Annotated in this window: 8 protein-coding genes; 5 read left to right on the top strand and 3 right to left on the bottom strand. The window is 62.9% G+C overall.

The genetic code is table 11. From position 1 onward, the window contains the following. The coding region (locus tag JC607_RS23170) for an A/G-specific adenine glycosylase (RefSeq protein ID WP_233093110.1) at positions 1-866 on the bottom strand (866 nt) is incomplete at its 3' end. Positions 867-1,131: 265 nt separating this feature from the next. Here JC607_RS23170 and JC607_RS23165 point away from each other — a divergent pair. From JC607_RS23165 to JC607_RS23155, 3 genes are read left to right on the top strand one after another with little or no spacing between them, the layout of a single operon-like run. Further along, the gene (locus tag JC607_RS23165) at positions 1,132-1,689 is read left to right on the top strand and encodes a DUF721 domain-containing protein (RefSeq protein WP_198839102.1); all 558 of its coding nucleotides are present in this window, start codon (positions 1,132-1,134) and stop codon (positions 1,687-1,689) included. Positions 1,690-1,699: 10 nt separating this feature from the next. Then, on the top strand, positions 1,700-2,365 hold the full coding sequence (locus JC607_RS23160) for a DsbA family protein (protein WP_198839101.1): 666 nt from the start codon (positions 1,700-1,702) through the stop codon (positions 2,363-2,365). 5 nt (positions 2,366-2,370) lie between these two features. Further along, a complete protein-coding gene (locus JC607_RS23155) occupies positions 2,371-3,498 on the top strand; it encodes a CaiB/BaiF CoA-transferase family protein (protein WP_198839100.1) in 1,128 nt (375 codons plus the stop codon). Between the two features lie 106 nt (positions 3,499-3,604). Here JC607_RS23155 and JC607_RS23150 read toward each other — a convergent pair whose 3' ends face one another. Next, on the bottom strand, positions 3,605-4,009 hold the full coding sequence (locus JC607_RS23150) for a hypothetical protein (RefSeq protein ID WP_198839099.1): 405 nt from the start codon (positions 4,007-4,009) through the stop codon (positions 3,605-3,607). A gap of 132 nt (positions 4,010-4,141) precedes the next feature. Here JC607_RS23150 and hemF point away from each other — a divergent pair, with 132 nt between their 5' ends. Then, positions 4,142-5,008, top strand: coding sequence for an oxygen-dependent coproporphyrinogen oxidase (gene hemF, locus JC607_RS23145; RefSeq protein ID WP_198839098.1), 867 nt, complete (start codon positions 4,142-4,144; stop codon positions 5,006-5,008). A gap of 3 nt (positions 5,009-5,011) precedes the next feature. After that, positions 5,012-5,365, top strand: a complete 354-nt coding sequence (locus JC607_RS23140) for a hypothetical protein (RefSeq protein ID WP_198839097.1) — start codon at positions 5,012-5,014, stop codon at positions 5,363-5,365. On the opposite strand, the gene JC607_RS23135 is transcribed toward JC607_RS23140, so the two are convergent. Next, positions 5,331-5,987 carry a hypothetical protein gene (locus JC607_RS23135; RefSeq protein ID WP_198839096.1) on the bottom strand — a complete coding sequence of 219 codons (657 nt, stop codon included), beginning with the start codon at positions 5,985-5,987 and terminating at the stop codon, positions 5,331-5,333. The genes JC607_RS23140 and JC607_RS23135 overlap by 35 nt on opposite strands. Between the last annotated feature and the right edge of the window lie 169 nt (positions 5,988-6,156).

Raw genomic sequence — 6,156 nt, 5'->3', positions numbered from 1 at the left:
CCCCCCCCCCCCCCCCCCCCCCTGCCCCCCCCGGGACCGGGCGCGCCGGACAAAGTCCGGCGCGCCCGGCCTTCGGCCGGAAGAGCGTTGCGCGCGGCTTTGGCGGGGCGCTGGTCCCAGCCATCGCCGGGAAGGCCGATCATACCGCCCAGGAGGCCTGTTTCACGGCGCCGTTCCAGCAACCATCCTTGCGGGCTGCGCAACAGCCAGACCACACCTTCCCGAACGGGCTTTTCCGGCTTCGCGAGCTTGCGGGGCAGGTCGGCCTGATTTCCGGCGGCCCGGGCCGCGCAAGGCAGCATCAAGGGGCAGATCCCACAGGCCGGGGATCTCGGGGTGCAGATGGTCGCGCCAAGGTCCATCACTGCCTGGGCATAATCTCCTGGCCGAATGGCCGGGGTGAGCCTCGCTGCCAGTTCCGTCAGCTCTGATTTCGCCGCAGGCAGCGGGGTTTCCACCTGGAACAGTCGCGACATCACCCGCTCGACATTGCCATCCACGACCACGGCGGGCTCGTCGAAAGCAATCGCCGCCACTGCCGCCGCCGTATAGGGCCCGATCCCGGGCAGCGTCAGCAGCCCGTCACGGCTGTCCGGAAAGCCGCCCCGCGCCGCGACGGCACGGGCGCATTTCAGCAGGTTGCGCGCCCGCGCATAATAGCCGAGCCCCGCCCATTCCGCCATCACCGCCTCATCCGGCGCTGCCGCCAGCGCCGCGACATCCGGCCAGCGCGCGGTGAAGCGCAGGAAGTAGCCCCGCACCGCCGCCACCGTCGTCTGCTGCAACATCACCTCGGACAGCCAGACCCGGTAGGGATCAGGGCGCAGGCCCGCAGCCCGCGCTACGGGGCTGACCCTCCAGGGCATCTCGCGCGCATGGCGGTCATACCAGGCCAGGAGTGCCACACTTATATCGCCGGTCTCCTCGCCAGGTCTCTGGGCCGGCTGCTGATTTCTTACAGCGCTTTCACGCAAGATTTATGGCCTCCGATGCCGACGGCATTGCTTCCGGGCTTTCCGCCGCGCCTGCTTGCTCTAAGATAGGCTGCGAATTTGGCCGGGGAAACCGTCTGTGTGCGCTTTCACCGCGCGCGCTTTCGCGGCCATACCGATCTGGCAAAGACAGGACCCCATGGCGCGCAAGCCCGCCAGCCTTCCGTCAAAAGAACACCGCCGGCGCGGGTTCGAACCGGCATTCTCGCTGGTCTCGAACCAGGTGCGCGGCGCCGGAGAGGCGCGGGGCTTTGCAGTGGCGCGCCTGGTGACCCACTGGGCCGAGACCGTGGGCGAAGATATCGCAAAGATCACCCGGCCGGTGAAGATCGGCTATGCGCCCGCAGGCCCGGGCGGCAAAGGCTCGGGCATGGGGGCCACGCTCACGCTGCTCGTCCAGGGCGCACAGGCGCCGATGATTGGCATGCAGCTTGACCGGATCCGCGAACGGGTCAACGCCGTCTATGGCTATAACGCGATTTCCCGCATCCATCTGACCCAGACCGCCAGCACCGGCTTTGCCGATGGCCAGGCGCAGTTCACCCATGCCCCCGCAGTGTCACGCCCTGACCCGGAGACCGAGGCAAAGCTCACTGCCACCGCCGCGCGGCAGACCGAAGGCGTCGGCGATCCCGGCCTTCGGGCCGCGCTTGAGCGGCTGGCACAGAACATATTATCCCGCCCAGACAGGAAATGAGGACGAGACAATGACCATGATCAACCGCCGGCTGCTGCTTTCGATGGCCGCCACGCTCGCCGCAGCGCCGGCCTGGGCGCAGGAGACCACCGCATCCGAAGGCGAAGCCGCCCCGGAAGCGGCCCCCGATGCGCCTGCCTCAGGCGCTCTCACCCCGCGCGACTTCACCCTGGGCGATCCGGATGCGAAGGTGAAAATCGTTGAATATGCCAGCTTCACCTGCCCGCATTGCGCCAATTTCCATGACACGATCTACCCGAAGCTGAAGTCTGACTATATCGATACCGGCAAGGTGCATTTCACCCTGCGGGAGGTCTATTTCGACCGCTACGGCTTCTGGGCCGGGATGATCGCGCGCTGCGACGACAACAAGCGCTATGAAGGCATCTCGGACATCGTCTTCTCAACCCAGGCAAAATGGCTCGATTCCTCGGACCCGACCGTGGTGATGGACAAGCTGCGGACCATCGGCCTGACCGCCGGCCTCACCAACGAGCAGCTGGATGCCTGCACCGCCAATGAGGCTTTCGGGGAAGAGATGCTGAAACAGTTCGAGGCGAATATGGCCGCTGACAAAGTGACCGGCACGCCAACCGTCATCCTGGACGGTGAAAAAGTCGACAACTGGGCCTGGGATAATCTCAAATCCCTGATTGACGCGAAACTGGCGGGCTGATCCCGATGTCCGCGCCGCTGGAAGGCATCCGCGTCATCGAGCTGGCGCGGATTCTCGCTGGCCCCTGGGCGGGCCAGATCCTCGCCGATCTCGGCGCGGAAGTGATCAAGGTCGAGGCTCCGGAGGGCGATGATACCCGCCGCTGGGGCCCCCCCTTCATCACCCATGAGGGAGAGACCTCGGCCGCTTATTTCCACTGCTGCAATCGCGGCAAGAAAAGCGTGACCGCCGATTTTCGCAACACCGAAGATCAGGCGCGGGTGCGTGAGCTGATCCGGACCGCCGATGTCGTGATCGAGAATTTCAAGCTTGGCGGTCTTGCGAAATACGGGCTGGATTATGCCAGCCTGAAAGAGATCAATCCGGGGCTGGTCTATTGTTCGATCACCGGTTTCGGCCAGACCGGGCCCTATGCGCATCGCGCGGGCTATGATTTCATCATCCAGGGCATGGCCGGGCTGATGTCGGTGACAGGCCCCGCCGATGGCCAGCCGCAAAAGGTCGGGGTGGCGGTGACGGATGTGTTCACTGGCATCTATGCCTCAAACGCGATCATGGCGGCGCTGATCCAGCGCGGGCGCACCGGGGCAGGTCAGCATATCGACATGGCGCTGATGGATGTCGCGACCGCGATCATGGCCAATCAGGCGATGAATTACCTCGCGACGGGCACCGCGCCGGTGAAGATGGGCAATGCCCATCCGAACCTCGCGCCCTATGCGGTGTTTGACTGTTCGGACGGCTGGCTGATCCTTGCGATCGGCAATGACGGCCAGTTCCGTAAGCTTTGCGGCCTGCTTGGTCTGGGCGGCCTGGCCGATGATCCGGCCTTCGTGACCAATGCCGACCGCGTGACGCATCGCGCCGGGTTGACCGAAAAACTGTCTGCCGCGACCCGCTCCATGACCAAAGCAGAGCTGCTGGCCGCCTGCGAGGCCAATGGCGTTCCCGCCGGCCCGATCAATGATATGGCAGAGGTCTTCTCGGACCCGCAGATCATTGCCCGCGCCATGCAGATCGCGCCGGGCGGGGTGCCGGGGGTGCGCAGCCCGATGAGTTTCTCAGCGGCGGAGCTGTCGCTGGAAACGCCCTCGCCGCGACTGGGCCAGCACCAGACAGAGATTTTCGGCTGATGGAAGGGAAGCGGGGGGCCAGCCCCCCGACGCCCTTTCAGGGCGTTCCCCCCGGGATATTTTCAGACAGAAAATAAGCCGGAGCAATGCAGGAGTGTCTTTGCGCCTATTGCGGATAGATCTCGCGGCACTGGGCGATCACGGCCTGCGCATGGCGCGCGAGTTCTTTCTGTTTCGCCTGGAGCTGTGCGAGTTGCTTTGCTTCCTGCGCGAGGTCGATCGAGCGCGGACGGCTGCGGGTCTCGGTATCCCAGGTGCGGCAGGTCGTGCTCACCGGGCGCGGCGTCGGATCCTCGGCCGTGCCGGGGATGTAGCGGATACAGGGCTGCCAATCCGGCACCGTAACCTCATAACGTTCAATCGCATAGCCGCGCTGCAGATTGCCCTGCGATTCGCCGATCAGCTTTTCCACCGTCCGCAGATCGCGTGTATTGCGGCTGATACATTGTTCCTGCGGCGTGCCGCAGGCGGCGAGCGTGCTGAGGATAAGAAAGGCGGCGGTTCTTTTCATGATGCGACTCGCGAGGTCTTTACGGGGTCTTGCTGACGGCCAGCATGGCATGAGGCGGGCCGGGGGCCAAACGGGTTGGAGGCTCTGGCTTGCGGTGATAGGCAAAGGCTGGCCGAGACGATGGATATGACAATGGGCAACGATCTGACCGAATACAAGACACGGGCTTCTGACTGGTTCCGCAGGCTGCGCGACCGGATCGTCGCGGCGTTCGAGGATCTGGAGGACCGCGCGCCCGGCGATCTCGCGCCCGGCCGGTTCGAGGTCACCCCCACCAGCCGCGAAAACGATGGCGGCGGCGGCATCATGAGCGTGATGCGCGGTGGCCGGGTATTCGAGAAGGTCGGCGTCAACTGGTCCGCTGTCCATGGATCACTGGGCGCGCGGGCGCAAAAGGCGATGGCGGCGCGCGGCGTGCCCGGGATGGAGCAGGATCCGCGGTTCTGGGCCAGCGGCATCAGCCTTGTGGCCCATATGCAGAACCCGCATTGCCCGGCGGTGCATATGAACACCCGCATGTTCTGGACGCCGCATGCCTGGTGGTTTGGTGGCGGCGCCGATCTGAACCCCTGTCTGGAATATGCCGAGGACACCGCGCATTTCCATAGCGTGTTGCAGGCCGCCTGCGATGCCCATGACCCGGGCTATTACCCGAAGTTCAAATCCTGGGCGGATGAGTATTTCTTCATCCCGCACCGTGGTCGCGCACGCGGTGTCGGCGGTATCTTTTATGACGACCTCAATACCGGCGACTGGGAGGCCGATTTCGCCTTTACCCGCGCTGTGGGGGAGGCCTTCCTGCCCGCCTTCCTGCCAGTGACCGAACGCCATATTGCCGAGGCTTTCGCCGGACCCGAGCGCGAGGCACAGCTTGTCCATCGCGGCCTTTATGCTGAATATAACCTCGTCTATGACCGGGGCACGAAATTCGGCCTCGAGACCGGCCATGACGCCAATGCTGTTCTTATGTCGCTGCCACCTCTGGCAAAATGGATTTGAAACATGTCTGACATCACCGTCAAAGCCCTCTATGCCTCGGTTGTCGAGGATGAGGGCCAGCTGTTCATCGGCTTCGTCGAGGGCGAGGACGAGGAGGAGCCCTATGTCATGTTCCGCCGCGACGCCTTTGGCGGCCCGGTCTGGTTCGAAGTGTCAGACGAGAGCCTTGGCGCCGAAGAGGCGGTGGAAAGCGTGACCCGCACCGAGCGCGGGCTCTCGATCCTGATCGACCCGGCGAAAGCGTCGAAATTCGTTATGGCGCGTGAGATTGTGGTGAAGATCACCGCCGCGACCGAGAATGGTGAGGAGGCGATTGAGGCGCTCAGGGATCTGATGGGGGATCGGTTTCGGGGGTGAGGTCGGAAGGCATCGGCAGGGATTTCGTCAAATCATAAACGCGATACCCAAGTGGTGTCATTGTAAATGTGCGATCCCACGCTTCGGCTATGTGCAGTTCTGAAAGACGCGCAATTGCTTCTTTGAAAAAGGCTCCGGTGCGGTGATCTTCAAAGCGCGTCAAACCCTGCGCGGTTTCGATACCGGGGCCGCTTTTCTGTCGCTCATCGTTGATAGTCACTTTTTCGCCGTTCTCAACCAGAAGATTTAGAATGATACGCTCGAAATTGTTTAGAGAGGTTGCCAGAAAGGTTAGTCGCTGCTGTTCACAGGGCTCAGAGAATTCTCGTATTAGTTCTTCCTTCTCAATAATTTTTAGTTCTTGGTCCAGCCTGGACTCCTGTGCATCAAGCACTGGTTTACGATTAGCCTCGTAGGCCTCCTGCGCCTGGTTCTCGGACGTTCTGCGGGCATATTTTAGTCGCACGGAATGTAATACAAGCCGTGACTTCCGTTCATACTCAATCAAAGAAATCACCATGCCTGATAGAAGGTGCAAGCCAGCAAATACTGCGCTGAAAATGAAGGCAGAGGTCAAGGGGGCGATAAAGGAATAGCTCAGACTTGAGACATCACCGATCATCCTGATCTTCTCGACCGTCTTCAGATCCCCGGTGACGTTGCGCCCTGGGGCTCATCCAGTTTAACGTAGACTCTGGCCCAACCTGCTCTGCTCCCCTGGTCTGGACCGCCGCGAGCTTGAGTTTCGCGGCTCGGGTCACGGGGGCGGGCTGGTTGCGCCACCGGGAATG

Origin of the sequence: Paracoccus sp. IB05 (genome assembly GCF_016405985.1) — a bacterium.
Classification (GTDB): Bacteria; Pseudomonadota; Alphaproteobacteria; order Rhodobacterales; family Rhodobacteraceae; genus Pseudogemmobacter.
This window is presented reverse-complemented; position numbering and strand designations above follow the sequence as displayed.

Bases quoted from the DNA above. Each gene is read 5' to 3' on its own strand.
- JC607_RS23165 (WP_198839102.1), top strand. From the start codon at position 1,132: ATGGCGCGCAAGCCCGCCAGCCTTCCGTCAAAAGAACACCGCCGGCGC.
- JC607_RS23160 (WP_198839101.1), top strand. From the start codon at position 1,700: ATGACCATGATCAACCGCCGGCTGCTGCTTTCGATGGCCGCCACGCTC.
- JC607_RS23155 (WP_198839100.1), top strand. From the start codon at position 2,371: ATGTCCGCGCCGCTGGAAGGCATCCGCGTCATCGAGCTGGCGCGGATT.
- JC607_RS23150 (WP_198839099.1), bottom strand. From the start codon at position 4,009: ATGAAAAGAACCGCCGCCTTTCTTATCCTCAGCACGCTCGCCGCCTGC.
- hemF (WP_198839098.1), top strand. From the start codon at position 4,142: ATGGGCAACGATCTGACCGAATACAAGACACGGGCTTCTGACTGGTTC.
- JC607_RS23140 (WP_198839097.1), top strand. From the start codon at position 5,012: ATGTCTGACATCACCGTCAAAGCCCTCTATGCCTCGGTTGTCGAGGAT.
- JC607_RS23135 (WP_198839096.1), bottom strand. From the start codon at position 5,987: ATGATCGGTGATGTCTCAAGTCTGAGCTATTCCTTTATCGCCCCCTTG.